This window comes from Streptomyces sp. NPDC001480 (genome assembly GCF_042894725.1).
Taxonomy (GTDB): Bacteria; Actinomycetota; Actinomycetes; order Streptomycetales; family Streptomycetaceae; genus Streptomyces.
This window is the reverse complement of the sequence record NZ_JBIAVX010000013.1, coordinates 124281-145032: the sequence shown is the minus strand read 5'-3', so window position 1 is coordinate 145032 and position 20752 is coordinate 124281. Positions and strand designations below refer to the sequence as shown.

The window sequence follows — 20752 nt, the reverse complement described above, 5'->3', positions numbered from 1 at the left end:
AGGGGCTGCGCTGATTCTGCGCACATACCGCGCGGTATGTCACTAGGGGAAGGAAAACTCGCGGGCTCCGCGGGCCTATCTCACCAGGCCGAGCTCGGGGTCCTCGCGCAGCTTGCCGAGCGCACGCGACACCGCCGACTTCACCGTGCCGACGGACACCCCGAGCACCTCGGCGGTCTGGGCCTCGCTCAGGTCCTCGTAGTACCTGAGGACGACCATCGCCCGCTGCCGGGCGGGCAGCTTGCCGATCGCCCGCCACATCGCGTCGTGCAGCGCCTGCCGCTCGGCCGGGTCGTCGCCGCCGGGCACGGGCTCCGGCTCGGGCAGCTCGTCGCACACGAACTCGTCGACCTTGCGCTTGCGCCACTGGGACGTGCGCGTGTTCAGCAGGGCCCGGCGGACATAGCCGTCCAGCGCGCGGTGGTCCTCGATCCGCTCCCACGCCACGTACGTCTTCGCCAGCGCGGTCTGCAGCAGGTCCTCGGCGTCGCTCGGGTTCGCGGTCAGCGACCGGGCGGTACGCAGCAGCACCGGCTGGCGGGCCCTGACGTACGAGGAGAACGACGGGTACGGCCGGGTCTGCCTCGCTGGTGCAGCGACGGTCGACGCGCTGGTGCAGACGGGTGTGGTCATGGCTCCACGCTATGAGCGACCCTGTTCCCGCGGATCGGCCTCAGGTCCCGAAGCGAGGTCCGCCTCAGGTTGTAGGGGTGGGGCGGGCTCCACCTCCTGAAGGTGGACGGCCAACCTCGCGTACTACGGGTTTACCCGGGCGGGCTCATCCGTCCGCGGCGAGGACCAGCCCCGACGTCGGCACCCCCGTGCCCGCGGTCACCAGGACCCGGGCCGCCCCCGGTATTCGGTTGACCGCCGTGCCCCGCAGCTGGCGCACGCCCTCCGCCACCCCGTTCATCCCGTGCAGATACGCCTCCCCCAGCTGGCCGCCGTGCGTGTTCAGCGGCAGCTCCCGCGCGGCCACGAAGTCCGCCGCCTCCCCTCTGCCGCAGAACCCGAACTCCTCGAGCTGTATCAGCACGAAGGGCGTGAAGTGGTCGTAGAGGATCCCCACGTCGATGTCGGCCGGGCTCAGCCCTGAGGTCCGCCACAGCTGGCGGGCCACCACGGCCATCTCGGGCAGGCCGGTCAGGTCGTCGCGGTAGAAGCTGGTCATCTGCTCCTGCGCCCGGCCCGCGCCCTGGGCGGCGGCCGCGATCACGGCGGGCGGGTGCGCCAGGTCGCGGGCCCGCTCCACGGACGTCACCACCAGCGCCTGCCCGCCGTCCGTCTCCTGGCAGCAGTCCAGCAGTCTCAGCGGCTCCACGATCCAGCGCGAGGCGGCATGGTCGGCGAGCGTGATCGGGCGGCCGTGGAAGTACGCCGCCGGGTTGGTCGCCGCGTACCCACGGTCGACGACGGCCACGTGCCCGAAGACCTCGGGCGTCAGCCCGTAGGTGTGCAGGTAGCGCTGCGCCGCCATCGCCACCCAGGAGGCCGGGGTGAGCAGCCCGAAGGGCAGCCCCCAGCCGAGCGCCACGCCCTCCGCCGACGGCTCCCGGTGCCGCGCTCCCGCCCCGAAGCGGCGCCCCGACCGCTCGTTGAAGGCCCGGTAGCAGACCACCACCTCCGCCACACCGGTGGCGACGGCGAGCGCCGCCTGCTGGACGGTCGCGCAGGCCGCCCCGCCGCCGTAGTGGATACGGGAGAAGAAGGACAACTCGCCCATCCCGCAGGCCTGGGCCACGGTGATCTCCGGGCTGGTGTCCATCGTGAACGTGACCATCCCGTCCACGTCGCCCGGCGTCAGCCCCGCGTCGTCCAGCGCGGCCCGCACCGCCTCCACCGCCAGCCTGAGCTCGCTGCGCCCCGAGTCCTTGGAGAACTCCGTCGCCCCGATCCCGACGACGGCCGCCCGCCCCCCGAGGGTGTCCCTGGTCCGCCCGCTCATGCCGCACGCTCCGCCGGGACGGTGACCGTCACCGTGCCCGTCACATGGCGTCCGATGCCGTTCTCCCCGACGACGCGGACCGTGGCGGTGGTGCCGGCGACCTCCTCGACGGTGCCCGACAGCACCATCGTGTCGCCGGGATAGTTGGGTGCCCCCAGCCGGATGGCCACCTTGCGGAGCACCGCGGCGGGGCCGAAGTGGTCCGTGATGTACCGGCCGACCAGGCCGTTGGTCGTCAGGATGTTCATGAAGACGTCCGGGGAGCCCCTGTGCCGCGCCAGCTCGGGATCGTGGTGCACGTCCTGGTAGTCCCGCGAGGCGATCGCACCCGCCACGATCAGCGTGCGCGTGATCGGGATCTCCAGCGGGGGCAGCTGCGCGCCGGCCTTCACCTCCGTCATGTCCCACTCCCCGTCCCGCTTTCCGTCCTTCTCCCCGTCCCGCTCCCCGTCTCACTCCGCACTCGCGATCAACTCCCCCAGTTCCTGGAGCACTTCGCCGCCGCATCCCAGATACGCGTCCAGTTGCCGCCCCCACAGGAAGTGCCGGTGGACCGGGTGACCGAGATCGGCCCCCGCACCGCCGTGCAGATGCTGGCCCGTGTGCACGACCCGCTGCCCCGCCTCGGACGCCCACCAGGCGGCGGTCAGCGCGTGCGTGGCGTACGGCAGTCCGGCGTCCCGTCGCCAGGCCGCCTCGTACGCGGTCACCCGTATCGCCTCGATGTCCATGTGCGCGTCGGCGGCCTTCAGCTGCACGGCCTGCCGGGTGGCGAGCGGCCGGCCGAACTGCTCGCGGGTGTTCACATGCGCCACGGCCCGGGCGAGGGAGCCCGCGCACACGCCCGCCTGGAGCCCGGCGAACGCGGTACGCGCGGTGGCCAGGACGTCCGCGCCGGCCTCCGCCCCGCCGACCCGCTCGGCAGGTGCCCCGTCGAGGGTGAGCCGCCCGGCCGACCAGGGCGCGGTCAGCTCGACCGGCGTGACGTCGGTGCCCTCCGCGAGCGGCACCAACCACAGCCGGTGGTCGCCGTCGGCGAGGAGGACGTGCGTGGCGTCCCGGAGCCAGGGGACGACGGGGACGGTTCCGGTCAGCTCCGCCCGGCCGATCTCGCCGCTTCGCGTCGCCCCGCCTCGCGCGGAGACCCGTACACCTGTCTGCGCCGGAAACGCCCCGCTCACCACCGCCGATCCGTCCCGGATGCCCGGCAGCAGCCGCTCCCGCTGCTCCGGGGTGCCGTGGGCGGTGACCGCCAGCAGCCCGTACACGCAGGTGGCGGCGTACGGCACCTGGGCCGTCGTGCGGCCCTGCTCCTCCAGCAGCAGCACCAGTCCGAGCAGGCCCAGTTCCTCCACGGCACCGACCAGTCCCGCGCCGCGCAGGGCCTTCCACAGCTCGGGATCGCTGCCGGTGCCGAGGGCCGCCAGCCGCTCGTGCGTGGCCAGGTCGCCGAAGATCCGCGCGGCCAGCTCACTGGCCCCGGCCTGCGCCTCGGTGGGCGTGAAGTCCATGTCAGGCCCCGCTCTCCAGGACCCGGAACACCGGCAGGACCTGCGCGCCGTCCCCGCCGTCCGCACCGTCCCCACTGCCCCCGTCGTCCTCGTATCGCCGGAACTCGACCCGGACCGGCAGCCCGATGCGCACCTTGTCGTGGGGCACCCCGACCACGTTGCTCACCATCCGGACGCCCTCCGCGAGTTCGACGAGGCCGACCGCGTAGGGACCCGCCGCGTCAGCGGCAGGATCGGGTTCCGTGAACGCCGGGAAGGGCGGGTGGTGCATCACGACGTAGGAATAGACCGTTCCCTCGCCACCGGCCTCCACCGTGTTCCAGTCCAGGCAGCCGCAGGCGTTGCAGCCCGGCAGCCAGGGGTGGCGCAGGGTGCCGCAGCCCGTGCAGCGCTGGATGAGCAGCCGGTGCTCGGCGACGCCCTCCCAGAAGCCGGCGTTGTCGCGGTTGACGACCGGGCGGGGGCGGCGGGCCCCGGGTTTTCCGGGGGCCTTGCGCCGGGCCGGGGTGTACTTGAGGATGCGGAAGCGGTGCGTGCCCGCGAGGTCGCCGGCCACGCGCACGTCCGTGCGGGTCGTGACGAAGTACCCCGTGCCGAGCTTCGTCGTCTTCCGCTCCGACACCGACTCGATCACCGTGTCGAACGTGACCTCGTCCCCCGGGCGCAGGGGGCGCAGATACTCCTGCTCGCAGTCGGTGGCGACCACCGAGGTGCAGCCCGCCTCGTCCAGCAGGCCGAGCAGTTCGTCGTACGCGTCCGTGCGTCCCTCATGCCCGGAGAGCCCGCCCATGATCCAGGCCTGGAGCATGGTGGCCGGGGCGACGGCGTCCGGCCCGGTGTACGCCGGGCTGGTGTCGCCCAGCGCCTCGCACCAGTGCCGGATCATCGGCTGGTTGACCGGGTCCTTGCCGACGCCGGACACAGCGGCCGGCCGCCCCTCGTACGCCTTGAGCCGTGCCTCGTACGCCCTGAGCCGACTCTCGTCCGCCTCGTGGCGTGCCGCCGGCCCGGCGTCCGGCTCCCTGGCCGGCGCGGTCACCGCCGCCCCCTCGTCATCCCGAGCCGCATCGTCGCGACGATCTCCCGCTGCACCTCGCTCACCCCGCCCCCGAACGTGTTGATCTGTGCCGCCCTGTTCAGCCGCTCCAGCTCTCCGGCCCCGAACACCCCCGGGGAACCGGAGCGGACGAGTCCCGTCTCGCCCACGATGTGCTGACACATGCGATACGTCGCGACAGCCGATTCCGTTCCCGCGAACTTCACCCCGCTGGCCTCGCCGGGGGCCAGCCGGCCGGCCCCCACGTCCGCCACCAGACGCCAGCTGAGCAGGCGCGATGCCGCCAGCCGGGCATGCGCCTCGGCCAGCCGAAAATTTACCCACGGCTCGTCAATGCGGCGCCTCCCCGTCACCGGATCGGGGGTACGCGCGGCGGTCAGCGCCTCCGCGAGGAACTCCTCGGCCTGCATGCCCAGCGCGGCGAGGGCGACCCGCTCGTGGTTGAGCTGGTTCGTGATCAGCGACCAGCCGTCGTTCTCGGCGCCGACCAGGCTGCCCGCCGGGACCCGGACCCCGTCGTAGTAGGTGGCCGTCGTCGTCTGGCCGCCCACCGTCTCGATCGGCGTCCAGGAGAACCCGGGCGCGTCCGTGGGCACGAGGAGGAGGGAGATGCCCCGGTGCTTGGGGGCCTCGGGGTCGGTACGGCAGGCCAGCCAGATCCAGTCGGCGTGCTGGGCGCCCGACGTGAAGACCTTCTGCCCGTCGATCAGCCAGCCGTCGCCGTCCCGCACCGCCCGGGTCCGCAGCGAGGCCAGATCGGTCCCGGCGGACGGCTCGCTGTAGCCGATCGCGAAGACGAGCTCGCCGCGCAGGATCCGGGGCAGGAAGTAGGCCTTCTGCTCCTCGCTGCCGTACTTCATCAGCGTGGGCCCGACCGTGTTCAGCGTGACCATGGAGACGGGGGCGCCCGCCCGGTACGCCTCGTCGAAGAACACGAACTGCTCGTCCGCGCCCCGGCCCCGGCCGCCGTACTCGACCGGCCAGCCGAGGCCCAGCCAGCCGTCGGCGCCGATGCGGCGCAGCAGCGTGCGGCGCTCGTGCGGATCGGCGTCACCGGTGTGACCGGCCCCGGCGGGCGGTCCCTGCGGCAGCAGGTCCCGGAAGTAGGCACGCAGTTCCGCGCGCAGCCGCTGCTGGCGCTCGGTGGGGGCGAGATGCATGGTTTCTGACTGTCCGTCAGATCCCGTCGGGTGTCAAGGTCGCCATGGCCACCGTCAGGCATGGGAAAACGCCTGCGCGGCGGCACCGAAGCACCGCCGCGCAGACCCGACACATCCCCATTGAGCGCACCCCACAAGGGACTCGAGCCCCCCAATGGCCCCACTCCCCCTAGTTGCTCACCACAGACGGGTGAAGCGGATGGCGACGTTCCCGTCCCCCTGCTGGATCTGGTTGAGCGCGGAGCCATTGACCTGGGCGGTATTGCTCTTGTTCGAGGCGCCGAAGCCGACCGCGTTCTGCCCCGTCGTGGACGAGTTGCCGTAGTTGTCGAGGCCGACCCCGTTGTCCGCGGAGGCGACGCCGGTGAAGAGGGCGGCCGCGAGGGGGAGGGCGGAGACGGCGGCGAGAACGCGGGCGGTACGGATGCTTGCCATGGTGTTCCTCCAGAACAGGTGCATGAAGAACATGCATGAAGTACGTGCATGAAGTACGGCTGTTGCCAAGGCAGTTGGCCGACCGCCCCGACGGTTGTGCACTGCACGACGTCGCGCATCCAGAGTTGCCCACCGAACCCCGGCGAACCACATCGGAAGCCGCGGTTCGCACGTAAGCGTGAGGACAAGTCGATAAACCCTTGTCGCCAGCATCAGCCTGCGAAAGGAGCGGGACAGGACAGTCCGGGGCGAGACAGCTACCAGGCACCACAAGCGGCGAATCGTTCCGGCGCCCGTCCGGCGCACAGCCGGCCGATCTCCCCCACAGGGCGGACCGCACGGCGCGTCACACCTCGCCCCCTCTTCCTTTTTTCGAACACACGTACGACCATAAATGCATGGCCACCACCGACCGGCAGGCCACGACGCTGGCCCTCGCACACGCCCTGTCAGCCGCGGAACGCGGCCTGGCCGTCATCCCCCTGTCCCGGACCAAACTCCCGGCCCTGCGTTCCCCCCACCGCGACGACCCCGCCGCCCCCGCCTGCCACGGCGAGTGCGGACGCTTCGGCCACGGCGTGTACGACGCCTCCAAGGACCCGGCACGCATCCGCGAACTGTTCGCCGCCGCGCCCTGGGCCACCGGCTACGGCATCGCCTGCGGCCTGCCCCCGCACCATCTGATCGGCGTCGACCTCGACACGAAGACGGGCACGGACTCCTCGGCCGCCCTGCGCGAGCTGGCGCTGCGCCACCTGTTCACGATCCCCGTGACGGTCGTCGTCCTCACCCCCAGCGGCGGCCGCCACCTCTGGCTGACCGGCCCGCCCGACGTCGTCGTCCCCAACTCGGCCGGACGGCTGGCCCCCGGCATCGACATCCGCGGTGCCGGCGGCTACCTCGTCGGCCCCGGCTCACGCACCGACCACGGCGTCTACTCCACCGCCCCCGGCACCGCCCACCTCGCCCCCGCCGCCTGCCCGCCGGCCCTGCTCCGCCTGCTCCTCCCGCCCCCGCGCGCCCCGCACCCCCACCCACCGACCACCGGACACCACGGCCAGGGCCTGATCCAGTTCGTCCTCGCCGCCCACGAGGGCCAGCGCAACACCCGCCTCTTCTGGGCCGCCTGCCGCGCCTACGAGAACGGCATCGGCCCCGACCTCGTCGCTCCACTGCTCGACGCGGCCGTCCACACGGGCCTGTCCGAACGCGAGGCCCGCGCGACGATCGCCTCGGCGGCCCGGATGACCGGCCACCGCCCCTGAAACCACGAGCCTGCGCCGACCGGGCTTCCCCGTTGTGTGGCCCATGTCCCTCACCCACGTCGTCCTCACATCCGGCCGCTCGGTCGAGCTCATGGAACTCCGTCTGTCCTCGACGTACGGCGACCGAGTGCTTCACCGCTCCACCCTCACCGTCCTCTGGTTCCAGCCGGCCCCGCAGGTGCCGTCGGAGGACGAGGCGGACGAGGGGCTGCGTTCGGTCCCGTGGGGAGAACCGGCCGAGGACTACGAGCTCCAGCGCTGTCCAGCGCTGTTCCGTCGTCACGAAGGCCCTACGCCGACGGCCCCTGACCATTGGTCGGTCAGGGGCCGTTCACTGAGCGGTGGGTGTGGGATTTGAACCCACGGTGACTCGCGCCACGACGGTTTTCAAGACCGTTCCCTTAGGCCGCTCGGGCAACCCACCTCTGCTCCGGTCCCCTCGGGACGGGCTGGTACAGAGTACCGGCCCTCGCCTGGATACGCAGAGGGCGGACTGACGTACAGCGGACTGACGTACAAACGGCGCGTGGGCGTCAGCTGTCGCCCGCGCGGGAGCCCAGGGTGAGATCGACCGTGTGTTCCTTGCCGTCCCGCTGGTAGGTGATCGTCACCTTGTCGCCCGGCTTGTGGGTCCAGATCTCGCCGATCAGCGTCGGGCCGGAGTCGATCACGTGGTCGTCGAGCTTGGTGATGACGTCGCCGGGCTTGAGGCCCGCCTTGTCCGCGGGGCCGCCGGACTCGACCGCGGCGGCGCCGGCCGCGCCCTGCTCGGTGATCTTCGCGCCGCCCGTGCCGTCCTCCAGGGAGACGGACGCGCCGATCTTGGCGTAGACGGGCTTGCCGGTCTTGATCAGCTGCTGGGCGACGTACTTCGCCTGGTTGATCGGGATGGCGAAGCCCAGGCCGATGGAGCCGGACTGGCCGGAGCCGCCCAGGCCGCCGCTGCTGCTGGACTGGATCGCGGAGTTGATGCCGATCACCGCGCCGGAGGCGTCCAGCAGGGGACCGCCGGAGTTGCCGGGGTTGATGGAGGCGTCGGTCTGGAGGGCGCTCATGTAGGACGCCTTGCTGGTGGAGCTGCCGTCGCTGGAGGCCACCGGGCGGTTCTTGGCGCTGATGATGCCGGTGGTGACCGTGTTCGACAGCCCGAAGGGGGCGCCGATCGCGATGGTCTCGTCGCCGACGGCCACCTTGTCGGAGTCGCCGAGGGTGAGCGGGTTGAGGTCGGAGGGGGCGTTCTTGAGCTTGATGACCGCCACGTCGTAGCCCTGGGCGTGGCCCACGACCTCCGCGTCGTACTTCTTGCCGTTCGGGAAGGTGGCGGTGAGCTTGCCGCCGTCCACCGCGTCCGCCACCACGTGGTTGTTGGTGACGATGTGGCCCTGCTTGTCGAAGACGAACCCGGTGCCGGTACCGCCCTCGCCGCTCGTGCTCTCCGCCTCGATGGTGACCGTGCTGGGCAGCGCCCTGGCGGCCACGTTCGCGATCGTGCCGGGCGCGCGCTTGACCTGGGAGGCGCTGCTGGAGGCGGAGACGGTGGTGGAGCCGGTGTCGTCGTTGTTCTTGGCCAGGGTGTAGCCGAGGCCACCGCCCAGGCCGCCCGCGACCAGCGCGGCCACCAGGACCGCCGCGACCAGCCCGCCGCGCCCGCGGCCGGCCTTCGGCGCGGGCTGCTGCTGGTACGAGGAGCCCCAGCCGGCGCCCCCGCCGTCACCGCCGTAGCTCGCACCTCCATAACCGGCACCGGCGCCCCCGTCGGCGTACGAGGGCGTCGCCGGGGGCGGGGGCGGCCAGGAGCCGTCGGGCGCGGGCCCGGAGGCGTGCCCGTCCTGGGCGAAGGCCTGGGGCGGCTGGGCCGCGCTCTGCTCCGGCGTACCGGGGGCGCTGTGCGGCACCGGCGGGAGCGGGGCGGTCGGCGAGCTGCCCTCGGGCGCCGCTGCCTGCGGGGAAGCACCGGGAGTCGCCACCGGCACTGGAGGTGCGGACGGGGCAGGGGGTACCTCGGTGCCCTCGTTCTCGGTGCTCACAGGTCTTCTCCTCGATCCACGGCGGTTGTTCTCGGTCGCACTCGGTCACGCTCGTTCACGGTCGTCGTCGACCCGGCGCGCTGTAGCTGTGCATGTAACTTTTGTATGCCTCAGCTTTTCCCACGGGCCGTCAGAGCACCATAAGCGGTGCCTGTGGGTCCACGGCTATTCCTTATATCCGACATTAGGGACGGAGTGGCCGCATCCCCGGAACATCTCAGACGGTTCTCAGATACGTGCGTACCCCTTCGCGGTGGCACCATGACGCGGTGACCACCGACGCACGACAGCACCACATCCAGGTCGTCGCCCACCGGGGTGCCTCCGAGGAAGCCCCGGAGCACACCCTCGCCGCGTACCGGAAGGCGATCGAGGACGGCGCGGACGCCCTCGAATGCGACGTCCGGCTGACCGCGGACGGCCATCTGGTCTGCGTCCACGACCGACGCGTCAACCGTACGTCCAACGGACGCGGCGCGGTGTCGGCCCTGGAGCTCGCCGATCTGGCCGCACTGGACTTCGGTTCGTGGAAGACCCGCGAGAGCTGGCGCCTGCGCGACGAGGAACCCGACTGGGAGCACCGCCCCGAGGACCGCGAGCACACCTCCGTACTGACCCTGGAACGGCTGCTGGAGCTGGTCGCCGACGCCGGGCGCCGGGTGGAGCTCGCCATCGAGACCAAGCACCCCACGCGCTGGGCCGGGCAGGTCGAGGAACGGCTGCTGCTGCTCCTGAAGCGGTTCGGCCTGGACAACCCGGCCTCGGCCGCCGAGTCGCAGGTGCGCGTCATGAGCTTCTCCGCGCGCTCGCTGCACCGGGTGCGGGCGGCGTCGCCGGCGCTGCCGACGGTGTACCTGATGCAGTTCGTCTCGCCCCGGCTGCGCGACGGGCGGCTGCCCGCCGGTGTCCGGATCGCGGGCCCCTCGATCCGGATCGTGCGCAATCATCCGGCGTACATCGAGCGGTTGAAGCGGGCCGGTCACCAGGTGCACGTGTGGACGGTGAACGAGCCCGAGGACGTCGACCTCTGCGTCGGGCTGGGCGTCGACGCCATCATCACCAACCGCCCGCGCGCGGTACTGGACCGACTCGGCCGCAGGCCTTGATACCGACGCAGATCTTGACCCGGACACCCGCCTGAAGCATCCTCCTTTTTCGGCCACATCAACGAATTCCAGTCACCCCCTCACAGGGAGTGCTCCGGCGCGTTCGATCCGTATTCGACTGCGGTGAATGCGTCACCGGAAGTGGATTGGCCGGTTTCCGGTACAGGCCAAGGGGGCATCCACACCGTGGCGTGGGGCGAAGGAGGTCTCGGGGGTGGCGTTGGTGGTGGCACAGGAGGTGCCCACGTCGTCGAGCATGGCCGTACCCCATGGCCCTGCGGGCGTGGGGGAAGCCAGACACCGGATGCGCGCACAGTTGCGCAGGGGTGGAGTGTCGGAATCGGTCATCGACGATGCCGTACTGATCCTTTCCGAACTTTTGAGCAATGCCTGCAAGCACGGTCGTCCCCTGGGTGACGCGGCCGTCGGCGACGGCGATGTGCGCGCCGCGTGGCAGGTGGACCTTCGCGGCCGCCTCACCGTGGAGGTCACGGACGGCGGCGGCCCGACCCGCCCGGCTCCGGCCACCCCCTCGGTGACCGCGCACGGCGGCCGCGGGCTGAACATCATCACCGCGCTGGCCGACGACTGGGGCGTCCGGGACGACGCCCGGGGTGAGGTCACGGTGTGGGTGGTGGTCCACGAGGACGTACGCGATCCGGACGCCACGCACCGTCGTGACGACTTCGCTACGCGCGTCATGGCGCCCCCGGTCTCGGCGATGGCCACCGAACTGGACTTCACGGACGTGTTCGACGACATCGACTGACCCCGCCGAGCCGACCACATCGAGACGACCACGCCGGGAACGCCCACGCGACGGCCGAACACGCCGACGGCCGGCGCCCCCGGCAGAACCCCGGCAGGGTCCGACCGGCCACCGCCGACCGGGGAGGAACGGCCGTGGCCCCGCGCCAAGCCGACCGCCCCACCGCCTTCACCTGCGGCTTCGCCGTCCGGACCCGATCCATGGCCGCCCCTCGCCGGGCGGCCGGTGCCACGCCGGGCCCGCGCCGCTCCGAGGCCGTCGTCAACCACGAGTTCACGTTGTCCACAGCTCCCCGTCGGTCGTCGCGTGAGCGACTAGGCTCGCGCCCGTACGAGACGAGCCGTAACCGGGAGACACCCACGATGGCCAAGAAGCGCCCCCAGACGAAGGCCAAGCGGCCGCAGCTCACCGACGGGGCCCGCGCCGTAGGCGCTGATGGACAGGTTCCGGTCGTCGGCGCCCGCGAGCCCTGCCCCTGCGGCAGTGGCCGCCGCTACAAGGCCTGCCACGGCCGGGCCGCCGCGCACGCCGTGACCGAGCTGATCCAGCGGCCCTTCGAGGGGCTGCCGGGCGAGTGCGACTGGGTGGCGCTGCGCGAGCTGGTGCCCGCCGCCACGGTCGAGCTGTCCCTGAAGGACGGCCTGCCCGAGGGCGTCCCGTCGGTCACGCTCGCCACGGTGCTGCCGATGGCCTGGCCGGCCCTGCGCCGCGACGACGGCTCGGTCCTGCTCGGCCTCCAGAACGACACGGCGTCCGGCGACATCAGCCGCGACCTCGCCGACACCCTCCAGCGGGCCCTGGCCGCCGAACCGGGTACGCCGGTGCAGGGCCGCCGAGCCCCGGCCGACGGTCCGCGGCTCCAGGATCTGATCGACCCCGAGGGCGCGTTCGAGCCCGTGGTGCACAGTGGCTTCGAGTTCTGGGTGCCGGACCCGGAGAACGCCACGCCCGACGTGACCGCCTCCCTGGAGCGGGCCAACGCCGCCGCCATCCCGACGGTGAAGCTGACCGGTGTGGACGCCGCGTACTGGTGCGAGACGCCGGACAAGAACCACCTGCGCTGGGTCATGCCGCACGCCGAGGAGCAGCTTCTGGACGCTCTTGCCCGGCTGCACGCGGCGGGCCTGTCGAACCTCGGGGAGGGCACCCGGCTGGTGGGTTCCTTCCGCGCTCACGGGCTCACCGTGCCGGTCTGGGACCTGCCGAGCGGGGTCGGCGCGGAGGATGTGGAGAAGCCGGCCGCCGAGTTCGCCGAGCGCCTCGCCGCCGCCCTGGCCTCGGACGCTCCGCTCACCGTGGACGAGCGCCGGGCACGCGGCGGGCTCACCAACCGGCAGGTCACGCTGAGCTGAATCGCAGTCGACGACCTGACCGCGGCTGACCGGCCGGTCAGCCGCGGTCAGGTCGTCCGAGCGGGTGACTCCTGTCACAACTCCCCGATGTGACAGGCAAATCCGTGTCCGAATAGCCGAGATCGAATTTGCGAACCGCCGATCTCTTGTTACCGTTCCAGTAGCCCGGTTGCTGGTGCATCCCCCGTCGCCAGCAACCGGGTCTTTCCATGTCCGGCTCCGGTGTACGGAACGCTGCCGTCCGTCAACTCCCCGTGGAGACTTCGGAGTTGCTCCCGGAGCGCAGCAGCAGCGGCCCGTCGGCGCCGCGCGCCGCGAACTCCGTGACGGCCGTGTAGGCGCCCGGTACGCCCCGGACGCGCTCCCTGGGTGTCTCGCAGGTCCCGGGCTCGTCGTCGGCGCCCACGGCACAGCGCGTCTGCACCGTGCGGTCGCCGGGCCCCATGAAACTCAGGACGGCGTCGAGCGCCCTGCCGGTGGCGTTGCGGTAGTAGGCGCGCGCCCAGGTCTCCGCGCCCTGCGTCATGACGCAGGTCTGGGCCTCGACACCGTCGGGCGAGGCGAGTTCGGGACCGCAGCGGGCGGCGGTGGCCAGGCCCAGGCCGAGCAGCAGCGGGGTGGGGGTGGGTGCGGTGGAGGGATCCTTGGCGTCGGCGCCCGGAGCAGCGGCACCCGCGCCCGGAGCCGCGGCATCCGCGCGCCCAGGTGTGCGTACGGCCGCACGCCGCGCGTCGCCCACCTGCCCGGCGGACGCCACGGTCAGCGGCAGCGCGACCGCGCACACCACGACGCCCGCGAGGGCGAGCAGACGAACGTTCATGAACAGGGAAGATAAGTCCAAGGACGCGCCACGGGCCCCGTGCGCGCCCGACACCCCTACAACTCGGGCGCGCTCACACCCGTACGAGTGAGTGCGTCGACCACGGCGTCCACCACGGCCTCCACGTCGGGCACCCACGGCGCGGCCGAGCCGGGCAGCGGGGCGCGCTCCCAGCGGATGGCGCCCTGTCCGGTCTCGGAGGGGGGCAGGGCGAGGTACCCGCCCTCGCCGTGGAAGCGCAGGGAGCCGGGGACGAAGTCCTTGGCGTAGAGCAGTTCGCCCAACTGCTCCATGGAGTAGGGCTTGACGAGCAGCGACCAGCGGGTGGGCGAGGCGACCACCGGGCCCAGGCGCATGCCGACCCGGTCGAGGGCGTCGAGGGCGCGGGCCGCCGCGGCGGCCGGCAGGCTGACCGCGCAGGGCGCCTTGCCGCCGGTCGCGAGGACGATGGGTGCGCTCGGTCGGTTGGTCCACCACCAGCGCACCATGCGCTCGTCGGTGGTGGCCGCGAGGAGGCCGGGGTCGAAGGGGTGCGCGCCGGGTACCGTGCACTCCGGTTCGGGGCAGGTGCAGCGGGACCGCCCGCGCGGGTCCGGGGTCACGCCCGGGAGTACGGGCCACCGCCATTCCGCCGCGAAGGTCAGGGCCGCGTTGATCAGCTCGGGCCTCCCGTCGTCACGCCCGGACAGGAGCCTGCGTCGCCTTCCGAGGATCTCGCGCATGAGCGCTCGTTCCTTTCCGTTGCACCGCTGGCAACACCGTGGACCACATCACATCATGTGTCGATCACTTCACTGTGCGTACCTGTTGGCGCATCACACCCCTGCGCAGAGCAAGGGGAACCCCAGGGGGTCGAGCGTTGGCCGCGTCCGCGTCCATACTGCGTCCATCAAAAGCACGGCCGCGGCGTGGGGGTGGCGAAGTCTGGCGTTTTGCCGTCGCGCGTATTTCTCTTCGCCTCCGCCACGGGAGGATGGGGCACGGTCGTCGGTGGCTAAGACGCCCGGGTCCGTCGCCAGGTTCCGGGTGGTTCCCAACCACCCCTGGCCTTCTCCGAGTACGTACCCATCACGACCGCTGTGACGCTCCGTGGAGCAAGCCCAGTCGACCGCAATGAACCGTTACCTGAGGCAGTTTCAAGCCAACTTCGCCGTTATGCAAGACCTCATGCAGGTACCCACAAGTGGCCCATGGACACCAGGAATCCCAGCAGGACAATGCTGGACATCCCCTCACGAGTGCGTGTACATGTGGAGGCACTGCTAGCGGCGCAGAAAGACATGGGGGTTTGCGATGCTTTTGAGCAATACGCACAGGTCCGAAAGCCGGACACCATGAACGCCCCTCATCCCCCGAAAGTGGCCGGAATCGATTCAACGCTTCCCACGCCAGCCCACACTGCCGCACCCGCATCCGCCGCCCCCGGCACCCCAGTGGTCCCCGCCGCCCACCCGGCGAACCCCCCGCACACCCCGCCCGCCCCCGCCCCCGGCGCCGTGCTCCAGGACCGCCTCGCCGGCTGGGTCTCGGACCTCACCACCCTCCACGAACTCACCGAACGCCTGGCCCGCACCGACACCCTCGACTCGGCGCTGACGGAACTGCTGCGCGCCGGAGCCGCTCTCGTGGGCGCCCGGCGGGGCCTCGTCGCACTGGAACCCGGTGACGGCCTCGGCCCCCGCACGACCATCGGCCTGGGACTGGGCCGGGCCGACCTCGGCCACATCGAGACCGTGCCGCGCGGCGCCCTGCCGTACGGCGAACTCCTCGACCCCGCCGGACCGCTCGGCGGGTGCGGCGAGAGCGTCCACCCCGACCTGTTCGCCGAGGACGGTCTCGACCCGCGCCTGCGCGAGGTGGCCGCCCGCCTCGGCTACGCCGCCAGCTACGCCCTCCCCCTGGCCACCGAGACCGCGGGCCGCCTCGGCGCCGCCGGCTGGCTCTACGACGAGCCCGCCGAGCCGGACGAACGCCGCCGCCATCTGGCGGGCCTGTACGTCCGCTACGCCACCGAGCACCTGGCCCGGCTGCTGGAAGTGGAGCGCACGCGCGCGTGCATGGCGACCATCGCCGAGGAACTGCTCCCCTCCCGGCTGCCGCGGGTCGCCGGCGTCCAGCTCGACGCCCGGCACCGCACCGGCCCGCGCGGCGGCGGCGACTGGTACGACGCGCTGCCGCTGCCCGACGCCGCGCTCGGCCTCGCGGTCGGCTCGGTGACCGGCTCCGGGCCCAGCGCGGTCGCCGCCATGGGACGGCTGCGGGCCAGCCTCAGGGCGTACGCGGTGATGGAGGGCGAGGACCCCGTCGCCGTCCTGTCCGACCTGGAGCTGCTGCTGCGCCTGACCGAGCCCGCCCGTTCGGCCACCGCCCTGTTCGCCTACTGCGAGCCCGCACTGCGCAAGGTCACCCTGGCGGGCGCCGGGCACAGCCCGCCGCTGCTGATCGGCGAGCGGCGCACGGAGTTCGCGGAGACCTCCGTGTCCGCCCCCCTGGGGATGCTCGCCTGCTGGGAGGCGCCGAGCGCCGAGATCCAGGCGGAGGCCGGGGACACCGTCCTGCTGTACACCGACGGGCTGCTGCACCGCACCGGCGACCCCATGGACCGGGCCTTCGCCCGGCTGCACTCGGCCGCCGCGAGCGCACCCCGGGCCGTGCGCCAGGACCCCGGTGCCCTCGCCGACCACGTGCTGCGCACGGTGCTGCCGGACGGACTGGACACGGCGGACAGCGAAGAGGACGTGGTGCTGCTGGCGGCGCGGTTCGACTGACCGGTCAGTACTGATCTGCCGGTCAAGAGGGCGGCTCACCCGGTCATGAGCGTTCGGCTCTGTGGCCCTGTCCGGTACGACCGTACGATGGACGGGATCGAGCGCAGTGTCGAGGAGGATGACCGTGGCGGACGAGCTCACCCCGCAGGACCCGGAGACCCCGGAAACGGCGGAAACCGAGTCCGAAGAGCCCATCAAGCAGCGCAAGAACGGCCTGTACCCGGGCGTGTCCGACGAGCTCGCCGAGAACATGAAATCCGGCTGGGCCGACACGGAGCTGCGCGATCTCGAGCCGATCGAGCAGGCCGGGCACACCGCGCGCCGCCGTGCCGCGCTGTCCGCCCGCTTCCCGGGCGAGCGCCTGGTGATCCCGGCGGGCAACCTGAAGACCCGCTCGAACGACACGGAGTACCCCTTCCGGTCGTCGGTCGAGTACACGTACCTCACCGGTAACCAGACCGAGGACGGCGTCCTGGTCCTGGAGCCGACGACCACCCCGGACGGGAAGAGCGGCCACAAGGAGACGATCTACCTCCTGCCGCGCTCCGACCGGGAGAACGGCGAGTTCTGGCTGTCCGGCCAGGGCGAACTGTGGGTCGGCCGCCGCCACTCGCTCACCGAGTCCGAGGCGCTGTACGGCATCCCGGCCGCCGATGTGCGCGAGCTCGCCGACAAGCTGCGCGAGGCGACCGGCCCGGTCCGCGTGGTGCGCGGGCACGACGCCGGCATCGAGGCCGCCCTCACCGACAAGGTCACCGCCGAGCGGGACGAGGAGCTGCGCGTATTCCTCTCCGAGGCCCGGCTGGTCAAGGACGACTTCGAGGTCGGCGAGCTCCAGAAGGCCGTCGACTCCACCGTGCGCGGCTTCGAGGACGTGGTGAAGGTCCTCGACAAGGCCGAGGCGACCAGCGAGCGCTACATCGAGGGCACGTTCTTCCTCCGCGCGCGCGTGGAGGGCAACGACATCGGCTACGGCTCCATCTGCGCGGCCGGCCCGCACGCCTGCACCCTGCACTGGGTGCGCAACGACGGTCCGGTCCGCTCCGGCGACCTGCTCCTGCTGGATGCGGGTGTGGAGACGCACACGCTGTACACCGCGGACGTCACGCGCACGCTGCCGATCAACGGCCGCTACAGCGACATCCAGAAGAAGATCTACGACGCCGTGTACGACGCCCAGGAGGCCGGCATCGCGGCCGTGCAGCCGGGCGGCAAGTACCGGGACTTCCACGACGCCGCGCAGCGGGTGCTCGCCGAGCGGCTCGTCGAGTGGGGCCTGGTCGAGGGCCCCGTGGAGCGTGTCCTGGAGCTGGGCCTCCAGCGCCGCTGGACGCTGCACGGCACCGGTCACATGCTCGGCATGGACGTCCACGACTGCGCCGCCGCGCGCGTGGAGACGTACGTGGACGGCACGCTGGAGCCCGGCATGGTGCTGACGGTCGAGCCGGGCCTGTACTTCCAGGCCGACGACCTGACCGTGCCGGAGGAGTACCGGGGCATCGGTGTCCGCATCGAGGACGACATCCTGGTCACCGAGAACGGCAACCGTAACCTTTCGTCGGGCCTGCCGCGCCGGTCCGACGAGGTCGAGGCATGGATGGCTTCGCTGAAGGGCAGCAAGGGCTGATACGAGAACGATGGCCGGGTACCTGAGCGGTGCCCGGCCATTCACGTGCCTAGGGGGAGGGTTTTCGTGGACGACTTCTGGTCCGGCATCGGTGTCGACGGTGTCGATCTGCATCTGGAACCGGACGCGGCGAACGGGCGGCGAGCCGGGCTCGAGCGGGCGTTGCGGGATGCCGTGCGGGAGGGGCGGCTGTCGCCCGGGACGCGGTTGCCGGCGACGCGGCGGCTCGCGGTGGAGCTGGGGATCTCGCGGGGGACCGCGAAGGCGGCGTACGACCAGCTGGTGGCCGAGGGGTATCTGACGGCACGGCAGGGGTCGGGCACCCGGGTGGCCTCGCTGCCCTCGGTGGACCCCGACGCGCCGGAGGCGGTCGCACGCGCGCGTGCCCCGCGTTTCGATCTCCGCCCCGGCAGCCCGGACGTCGGGGCGTTCCCGGCGGCGGCCTGGCTGCGGGCACTGCGCCGGGCCATCGCGACGGCGCCCTCGCTGGCGTACGACTACGGCGATCCGCGCGGGCGGATCGAGCTGCGCACGGCCCTGTCGGGCTACCTGGGACGGGCGCGCGGGGTGATCGCGCCGCCGGACCGGATCGTCATCACCTCCGGGTACGTGCAGGGCCTGGCGCTGCTCACGCGCGTGCTGGGCGGCGACATCGCCATGGAGGACCCGGGACTGCCCTTCCACCGGGACGTGGTGCGGCACAACGGCGGCGGCGTGGTCCCCGTCCGGGTCGACGAGCGGGGGGTGTGCGCGCAGGACCTGGGCGAGGAGTCGGCCGTGATCGTCACGCCCGCCCACCAGTACCCGACCGGCGTGACCCTGCACCCCGAGCGGCGGCGGGCGCTCACCGACTGGGCACGCGCGCGTGGCGGGATGATCGTCGAGGACGACTACGACGGGGAGTTCCGCTACGACCGTCAGCCCGTCGGCGCCCTCCAGGGCATGGCGCCGGGCCGGGTCGTGTACCTGGGTACCGCCTCCAAGACGCTCGGCCCCGCGCTGCGGCTGGGCTGGATGGTGCTGCCGCCGCACCTGGTGGACCGGGTCGCCGACGCCAAGCTGCACAGCGACCACCACACCGAGACGATAGGCCAGCTGGCGCTCGCCGAACTCATCGACAGCCATGCGTACGACCGTCACGTGCGGGCGTGCCGGCTGCGCTACCGGCGCCGCCGGGACCAGCTGCTGGACCGGCTGGGCGAGCGCCGGGTGCGCGGCATCGCGGCCGGGCTGCACGCGCTGGTGGAGGTCGCCGACGAGGCGGAGGCGCTGTCCCGCGCGGAGGCGGAGGGCCTGGCCGTGGGCCACCTGGGCGGCCACTGGCACACCCCCGGTGAGGGCCGGCCCCAGGGCCTGGTCATCGGGTACGGCACGCCTCGTGAACGGGCGTATCCGGATGCGCTGGAGGTGCTGGCGAAGGTGCTGGACGGCGGGTGAGCCGACCGGGGCGGCAGGTCACGGGGTCGGCTCGTCGTCGTGCAGGATCCGCTGGAAGATCCTGTGGTCCCGCCAGGCTCCGTTGATCGCCAGATAGCGCGGGGCCGTACCGATGTGCTCGAAACCGCACTTGGCGAGCACCCGCTGGGAGCCGGCGTTGTCCAGGAGGGTGGTGGCCTCGACGCGGTGCAGCCCCACGGTCTCGCGGGCCACGCGGCACACCGCCCGCACGGCGGAGGTCGCCAGCCCGCGTCCCTGGTGGTCGGCGGCGATCCAGTAACCGAGGTAGGCGCTGCGCCAGGGGCCGAGGACGATCCCGGACAGCGTGATCGTCCCGGCGATCCGTCCGCCGGCGGATTCCAGGACCCACGGGACGGTCCGCTGTTCGGCGAATTGCCGCAGCTTCTCACCGAGCACGGCCGCCTGACCGGCGGTGGTGAAGAACTTCTCCGGGCGCCTCGGCTCCCAGGGGGCGAGATGCTCACGGTTCTCCGTGTAGGCCGCGGCGAGTGCCGGAGCATCGGCTTCCGTGGCGAGCCGCAATATCACGCCGTCGGTGAGTTTCTCGGCTGGAATGTCCATGCGGGTCACCCTAGGTGGCCGCGGTCGGGGCGTCCGCCGGGCCATGAGAACGGATTCCGGGATTCCGGGGATTCAGGCCACCGGCAGTGCATCCAGGAACAGCGCCCCCGCGAGCAGTCCCGCGCTTCCCCGTGGGCTCCACGCGCGCGCGTGGAGGTCGGCGTCCAAGGCGGCCAGCGCCTCGGCCCCCGCGGGCGTCGCCGTGCCGCCCGCCTCCAGGATCCCGCGGGCGCCCGCCTGCACGTGGCGCAGGCCCAGCGGGCCCGCCGTGTAGAGCAGTTCGGTGTCCTGGAGGGTGGACACCACGGTGAGCAGGGCGTCCAGCCGGGCCTCGGCCTCGGTGGCGCCGGCCGAGCGGGCGGCGGCGAGCGCGTCCAACGCCCGCCGCACGTGCGGGAACCCGGCCTTCGCCTCGCCGCGGGCGCCGGCCGCGCCGTACTTGGCCGACACGGAGGAGCCGCGCGAGGGCCGCAGCGGGGCGCGGCGGTCGGGATGCGCGGCGATCCGCTTGGCGACCGTCAGCACGTCCCGTGCCCCCGGCATCGGGCCGAGCGCGGCCGCCGAGACCAGCAGCCCCAGGGTCCACAGGGCGCCCCGGTGTCCGCCGCCCGCCAGACCGACCGAGTGCTCGGTGCACCGGCCTATCGCGCCCAGCTCCGCCCGTAACGCCGGCGTGACGTCGCCGGTGCGGCGGGCGGAGGCGGCCATCGCCGCGAGGCCGGGTGCCAGCGCCTTCGCCGACCAGCGCAGGGCGCTGTGGTCCTGGCGGGTGGTCCGGGCGGCCAGGTCGCGCGGGTCGGGCAGCCCCGGCTTGGGAGCCAGGACCAGTTGCCTCGTGAGCGCGTCCACTGCGGCCCGCGCCAGCGCGTCGTCCTCACGGCTGCTCATGGC

At 72.5% G+C, this 20752-nt stretch carries 19 protein-coding genes, 1 tRNA gene and 1 pseudogene; 8 read left to right on the top strand and 13 right to left on the bottom strand.

Annotation, left to right across the window (positions count from 1 at the left end; translation table 11 throughout):
- Nucleotides 1-75 precede the first annotated feature (75 nt).
- The 7 genes from ACFY01_RS30770 to ACFY01_RS30740 all read right to left on the bottom strand — a co-directional run bounded on the left by ACFY01_RS30770 (nt 76) and on the right by ACFY01_RS30740 (nt 6108).
- Nucleotides 76-633: a SigE family RNA polymerase sigma factor gene (locus ACFY01_RS30770; RefSeq protein ID WP_390739019.1), complete on the bottom strand. Its 558-nt coding sequence runs from the start codon at nt 631-633 to the stop codon at nt 76-78.
- A 145-nt stretch (nt 634-778) separates the two neighbouring features.
- Nucleotides 779-1945 (bottom strand): lipid-transfer protein, encoded by a 1167-nt coding sequence (locus ACFY01_RS30765; RefSeq protein ID WP_390739018.1) that lies wholly within the window; start codon nt 1943-1945, stop codon nt 779-781.
- Nucleotides 1942-2337: a MaoC family dehydratase gene (locus tag ACFY01_RS30760; protein WP_390739117.1), complete on the bottom strand. Its 396-nt coding sequence runs from the start codon at nt 2335-2337 to the stop codon at nt 1942-1944. The genes ACFY01_RS30765 and ACFY01_RS30760 overlap by 4 nt, the downstream gene beginning before the upstream one ends.
- A 60-nt stretch (nt 2338-2397) precedes the next feature.
- Complete coding sequence (locus ACFY01_RS30755) at nt 2398-3456, bottom strand: acyl-CoA dehydrogenase family protein (protein WP_390739017.1); 1059 nt, start codon at nt 3454-3456, stop codon at nt 2398-2400.
- Nucleotide 3457: 1 nt separating this feature from the next.
- Nucleotides 3458-4378, bottom strand: a complete 921-nt coding sequence (locus tag ACFY01_RS30750) for a bifunctional MaoC family dehydratase N-terminal/OB-fold nucleic acid binding domain-containing protein (protein ID WP_390739116.1) — start codon at nt 4376-4378, stop codon at nt 3458-3460.
- A gap of 113 nt (nt 4379-4491) precedes the next feature.
- The gene (locus ACFY01_RS30745; protein WP_390739016.1) at nt 4492-5673 is read right to left on the bottom strand and encodes an acyl-CoA dehydrogenase family protein; all 1182 of its coding nucleotides are present in this window, start codon (nt 5671-5673) and stop codon (nt 4492-4494) included.
- 177 nt (nt 5674-5850) lie between these two features.
- Complete coding sequence (locus ACFY01_RS30740; RefSeq protein WP_390739015.1) at nt 5851-6108, bottom strand: hypothetical protein; 258 nt, start codon at nt 6106-6108, stop codon at nt 5851-5853.
- Between the two features lie 398 nt (nt 6109-6506).
- Between ACFY01_RS30740 and ACFY01_RS30735 the strand changes: the two genes are divergently transcribed.
- Entirely contained in the window at nt 6507-7373 is an 867-nt protein-coding gene (locus ACFY01_RS30735) for a bifunctional DNA primase/polymerase (protein WP_390739014.1), read from the top strand.
- Between the two features lie 43 nt (nt 7374-7416).
- A pseudogene (locus ACFY01_RS30730) lies at nt 7417-7626 on the top strand (hypothetical protein); the annotation flags it as partial.
- Nucleotides 7627-7712: 86 nt separating this feature from the next.
- Here ACFY01_RS30730 and ACFY01_RS30725 read toward each other — a convergent pair.
- Both ACFY01_RS30725 and ACFY01_RS30720 read right to left on the bottom strand, forming a co-directional pair.
- Nucleotides 7713-7797, bottom strand: a tRNA-Ser gene (locus ACFY01_RS30725).
- Between the two features lie 109 nt (nt 7798-7906).
- On the bottom strand, nt 7907-9400 hold the full coding sequence (locus tag ACFY01_RS30720; RefSeq protein WP_390739013.1) for a trypsin-like peptidase domain-containing protein: 1494 nt from the start codon (nt 9398-9400) through the stop codon (nt 7907-7909).
- A 269-nt stretch (nt 9401-9669) separates the two neighbouring features.
- On the opposite strand from ACFY01_RS30720, the gene ACFY01_RS30715 reads away from it, so the two are divergent.
- From ACFY01_RS30715 to ACFY01_RS30705, 3 genes are all read left to right on the top strand, one after another.
- Nucleotides 9670-10506: a glycerophosphodiester phosphodiesterase gene (locus ACFY01_RS30715; protein WP_390739012.1), complete on the top strand. Its 837-nt coding sequence runs from the start codon at nt 9670-9672 to the stop codon at nt 10504-10506.
- Between the two features lie 127 nt (nt 10507-10633).
- Nucleotides 10634-11275, top strand: a complete 642-nt coding sequence (locus ACFY01_RS30710; protein WP_390739011.1) for an ATP-binding protein — start codon at nt 10634-10636, stop codon at nt 11273-11275.
- Between the two features lie 362 nt (nt 11276-11637).
- A complete protein-coding gene (locus tag ACFY01_RS30705) occupies nt 11638-12627 on the top strand; it encodes a DUF5926 family protein (protein ID WP_390739115.1) in 990 nt (329 codons plus the stop codon).
- Nucleotides 12628-12871: 244 nt separating this feature from the next.
- Here ACFY01_RS30705 and ACFY01_RS30700 read toward each other — a convergent pair whose 3' ends face one another.
- Together ACFY01_RS30700 and ACFY01_RS30695 are read right to left on the bottom strand one after the other, a co-directional pair.
- Nucleotides 12872-13447 (bottom strand): hypothetical protein, encoded by a 576-nt coding sequence (locus tag ACFY01_RS30700; protein WP_390739010.1) that lies wholly within the window; start codon nt 13445-13447, stop codon nt 12872-12874.
- 56 nt (nt 13448-13503) lie between these two features.
- Nucleotides 13504-14169 (bottom strand): bifunctional DNA primase/polymerase, encoded by a 666-nt coding sequence (locus ACFY01_RS30695; protein WP_390739009.1) that lies wholly within the window; start codon nt 14167-14169, stop codon nt 13504-13506.
- Nucleotides 14170-14664: 495 nt separating this feature from the next.
- On the opposite strand from ACFY01_RS30695, the gene ACFY01_RS30690 reads away from it, so the two are divergent.
- The 3 genes from ACFY01_RS30690 to ACFY01_RS30680 all read left to right on the top strand — a co-directional run bounded on the left by ACFY01_RS30690 (nt 14665) and on the right by ACFY01_RS30680 (nt 19279).
- Nucleotides 14665-16215: a PP2C family protein-serine/threonine phosphatase gene (locus ACFY01_RS30690; RefSeq protein WP_390739114.1), complete on the top strand. Its 1551-nt coding sequence runs from the start codon at nt 14665-14667 to the stop codon at nt 16213-16215.
- Nucleotides 16216-16333: 118 nt separating this feature from the next.
- On the top strand, nt 16334-17842 hold the full coding sequence (locus ACFY01_RS30685) for an aminopeptidase P family protein (protein ID WP_390739008.1): 1509 nt from the start codon (nt 16334-16336) through the stop codon (nt 17840-17842).
- A 66-nt stretch (nt 17843-17908) separates the two neighbouring features.
- Nucleotides 17909-19279: a PLP-dependent aminotransferase family protein gene (locus ACFY01_RS30680; protein WP_390739007.1), complete on the top strand. Its 1371-nt coding sequence runs from the start codon at nt 17909-17911 to the stop codon at nt 19277-19279.
- 18 nt (nt 19280-19297) lie between these two features.
- Here the strand turns inward: ACFY01_RS30680 and ACFY01_RS30675 are convergent, their stop codons facing one another.
- Entirely contained in the window at nt 19298-19861 is a 564-nt protein-coding gene (locus ACFY01_RS30675) for a GNAT family N-acetyltransferase (RefSeq protein WP_390739006.1), read from the bottom strand.
- Between the two features lie 72 nt (nt 19862-19933).
- A complete protein-coding gene (locus ACFY01_RS30670; protein WP_390739005.1) occupies nt 19934-20749 on the bottom strand; it encodes a triphosphoribosyl-dephospho-CoA synthase in 816 nt (271 codons plus the stop codon).
- Nucleotides 20750-20752 lie beyond the last annotated feature (3 nt).

Coding starts and splice junctions, on each gene's coding strand:
- ACFY01_RS30770 (WP_390739019.1), bottom strand. CDS start 633: ATGACCACACCCGTCTGCACCAGCGCGTCGACCGTCGCTGCACCAGCG.
- ACFY01_RS30765 (WP_390739018.1), bottom strand. CDS start 1,945: ATGAGCGGGCGGACCAGGGACACCCTCGGGGGGCGGGCGGCCGTCGTC.
- ACFY01_RS30755 (WP_390739017.1), bottom strand. CDS start 3,456: ATGGACTTCACGCCCACCGAGGCGCAGGCCGGGGCCAGTGAGCTGGCC.
- ACFY01_RS30745 (WP_390739016.1), bottom strand. CDS start 5,673: ATGCATCTCGCCCCCACCGAGCGCCAGCAGCGGCTGCGCGCGGAACTG.
- ACFY01_RS30740 (WP_390739015.1), bottom strand. CDS start 6,108: ATGGCAAGCATCCGTACCGCCCGCGTTCTCGCCGCCGTCTCCGCCCTC.
- ACFY01_RS30735 (WP_390739014.1), top strand. CDS start 6,507: ATGGCCACCACCGACCGGCAGGCCACGACGCTGGCCCTCGCACACGCC.
- ACFY01_RS30710 (WP_390739011.1), top strand. CDS start 10,634: ATGCGTCACCGGAAGTGGATTGGCCGGTTTCCGGTACAGGCCAAGGGG.
- ACFY01_RS30705 (WP_390739115.1), top strand. CDS start 11,638: ATGGCCAAGAAGCGCCCCCAGACGAAGGCCAAGCGGCCGCAGCTCACC.
- ACFY01_RS30700 (WP_390739010.1), bottom strand. CDS start 13,447: ATGAACGTTCGTCTGCTCGCCCTCGCGGGCGTCGTGGTGTGCGCGGTC.
- ACFY01_RS30695 (WP_390739009.1), bottom strand. CDS start 14,169: ATGCGCGAGATCCTCGGAAGGCGACGCAGGCTCCTGTCCGGGCGTGAC.
- ACFY01_RS30690 (WP_390739114.1), top strand. CDS start 14,665: ATGCTGGACATCCCCTCACGAGTGCGTGTACATGTGGAGGCACTGCTA.
- ACFY01_RS30685 (WP_390739008.1), top strand. CDS start 16,334: ATGACCGTGGCGGACGAGCTCACCCCGCAGGACCCGGAGACCCCGGAA.
- ACFY01_RS30675 (WP_390739006.1), bottom strand. CDS start 19,861: ATGGACATTCCAGCCGAGAAACTCACCGACGGCGTGATATTGCGGCTC.
- ACFY01_RS30670 (WP_390739005.1), bottom strand. CDS start 20,749: ATGAGCAGCCGTGAGGACGACGCGCTGGCGCGGGCCGCAGTGGACGCG.